We start from the raw sequence: 2329 nt of genomic DNA on the forward strand, positions 1-2329 counted from the left end.
ATCTTAAATTCGAGGTCGTCATGGGAGGTATGGATCCGGATGACCCGGTGACCCAGCGTAGACTTGCGTTCAATGGACGTAATGGATTTTAACGGGATGGTCTCAATCACTTCACCGAGAAAGCCTTTGCGATAGAACGCCACGCGCTGGCCCGTGACAATCAGTACGCCGTTATGCTGCTTGTCCTTGCCCTGACCCATGACTTTGCCGATATAGCCTTCTCCCCAGCGGAGAACGGTTTCACCGGGATTGAGATGGTTTGCTTCAAATTTGCTGACGTGCTTGTTGTCTTTCATTAAAAAAATTCCCTTTCAGAAAACCGGTGCCGGTGGATGGCACCGAAATAAATTCACTTCAGAATGGATGACCTATCATATTGCAATCCTGCACTTACTGCATCCGGGAAAAGGTGGCAGAGGCCCGGACATTCCGGGATAACCGGGCCCGGCCGCCGTGTGTTCCGCGAGAAGACGTGAAGACAGGAGCCTGCGGGAGGCGGAGAACCCACCCCGCGTCTCTTCCGGCATCCGGGCCTGTGAGCCCATTACGGCCTGAAAGGCGTCCGCATGCGTTCACTTTTCATGATAATATGATCTTGTTTTAAATGGATATAACCCGTCAAAAGGACAATGATGAGCACCTTACTCTCTTTAATCGCATTTATTCTGTTTGCGGCCTTTATTATCGGTCTGATTAAGCCCTCGCTGGTCAGAATGTCCGGTCGCAAGCAGGTCAGCGCCGTGTATCTGGGCGGTTTTCTGGCGCTCTGCGTCATTAATGCTGTTCTGTTCCAGGCGGAGCCCGGTCAGGCCGTCGCAAAAAAACAGGCTCAGCCGCAGAAGGCGGAAGCCTCACCGCCACCCTTTAAATATGCGGATAAAACCCTTACGGAGTACCGTAAAGAGCGTACGGATACGCGACACAAGATAGTGGCGGTCTATATGGCATACCGTCAGATACCTGAAGCCTCTGCACAACCGTTTTATGCCTGCATAAGCCAGAGCAGTTACACCAATCAGGGTGAGACACCGCTTGGCGTAGTGGCAGACTGGTGTTTCACCGAGTACCGGCCCAGTCCGGAGATGCTTGCAAAACGCATCAACTTCGATACGTTTCAGGCTAACTTCAGCGGCTGGAACGGGGCTTACCGGCCGTTAGAGGCCCTGATCAAAGCCGACATGCATGATGATTCCTCCTACAAACACCTCTCGACACGGTATCGCCTGATCCTGACCGACGATCCCCATGCCACTGTTGAGACCACTTTCCGCGGCACCAACGCCTTCGGTGGCGTGGTTAAAGAGACGGTCTCTGCACGGGTGGATCTGCGAACCGGGAACGTGGTGTCGTTCAATGAGATCTAAAGCCCGCGAGTGTTCCCGTTCTTACAGGCAGGGCAGGGCAGGGCGGCTGTGAGCCCGCTGTGAGTCCGGGGCGCGAATACTCCAAAGGTTATGGTTAACGAAAGGGCGTGTTCGCCAGGCGAAGTTGCTGGCGCGAAGAAGTCTTTTTCATCTTTGACAAAAATGTGATGTATATCACAGATCTGGCTCTCTATACTCGCCGAAAAATTAAGCAGTAACATTCGACGGCAGAGCGATGATGTCACTCTGCCGTTTTTTATCCCTAAACCGACCACAGTCGTGCTGCTGTCTGCCGCTCAGGTTAAGCCTCATTTGTTGTCAAAATAGTCCGCCGGGAGCTGCCCGGGCGGCATATTGATCACGGCATCATTGTCAGGCCCTTCGTTTTTCATGTAGGTGACGGTCGCAAACTCGGGGATCACCACATACGGGTAGGCGGGGCCTTCATCACGAAATCGGTGCATATCCTCAATGAATTCATTCTGGTAGCAGATGGTTTTCTCGGGATGCTGTCCTTCGCCGGCGATCCACTGCGGGAAGAAGATGGTACCGTGGATCACCTTGTGATGAAGATCAAACAGGAGGCTGAAGCAGGTGCCTGTCCGATCACCCGAGTCAGGCGTCTTCGATCAAGGGGTAGAATCAGGCAGGATTAGTCGGTTTTCGGGATGAACCCTGACCGTGAGATATCGTCTGTGCTCGGAGAGCATATGGGTTAGTATCGCTATACAACGCAGGCGTGCCGGTACAGATTGAACCAGGGCAACCTAAGCCATACTGTGAATGGTCAATAACTCTATCGCTCTTCAGAAGAGTAACGGTCGTGACGAAAGCGCTAATTTTTTCAGCGGTCTGTTATACAATACCGGTCCATTCAGGGCTTGCTGAAAGTTGTCGCTTTTTCCGTCAGAGCGTACACTTAGAGGCGCAGGGGATCGCCATTAAGAGGTTTTATGCGTTTGGAT

Annotated in this window: 2 protein-coding genes and 1 pseudogene; 1 reads left to right on the plus strand and 2 read right to left on the minus strand. The window is 52.5% G+C overall.

Annotated elements, in window-relative coordinates; all coding sequences use genetic code 11:
- A partial coding sequence (locus QMM04_RS22210) for a PH domain-containing protein (protein WP_282997069.1) occupies positions 1-296 on the minus strand: 296 nt, incomplete at its 3' end.
- Positions 297-632: 336 nt separating this feature from the next.
- Between QMM04_RS22210 and QMM04_RS22215 the strand changes: the two genes are divergently transcribed.
- Positions 633-1364 (plus strand): hypothetical protein, encoded by a 732-nt coding sequence (locus QMM04_RS22215; protein WP_282997070.1) that lies wholly within the window; start codon positions 633-635, stop codon positions 1362-1364.
- A gap of 308 nt (positions 1365-1672) precedes the next feature.
- Here the strand turns inward: QMM04_RS22215 and QMM04_RS22220 are convergent.
- Positions 1673-1966: pseudogene (locus QMM04_RS22220) on the minus strand (phenolic acid decarboxylase); the annotation flags it as partial.
- Positions 1967-2329 lie beyond the last annotated feature (363 nt).

This window comes from Pantoea sp. Pa-EAmG (genome assembly GCF_030024295.1).
Lineage (GTDB): Bacteria > Pseudomonadota > Gammaproteobacteria > Enterobacterales > Enterobacteriaceae > Pantoea > Pantoea dispersa.

Bases quoted from the DNA above. Each gene is read 5' to 3' on its own strand.
- QMM04_RS22215 (WP_282997070.1), top strand. From the start codon at position 633: ATGAGCACCTTACTCTCTTTAATCGCATTTATTCTGTTTGCGGCCTTT.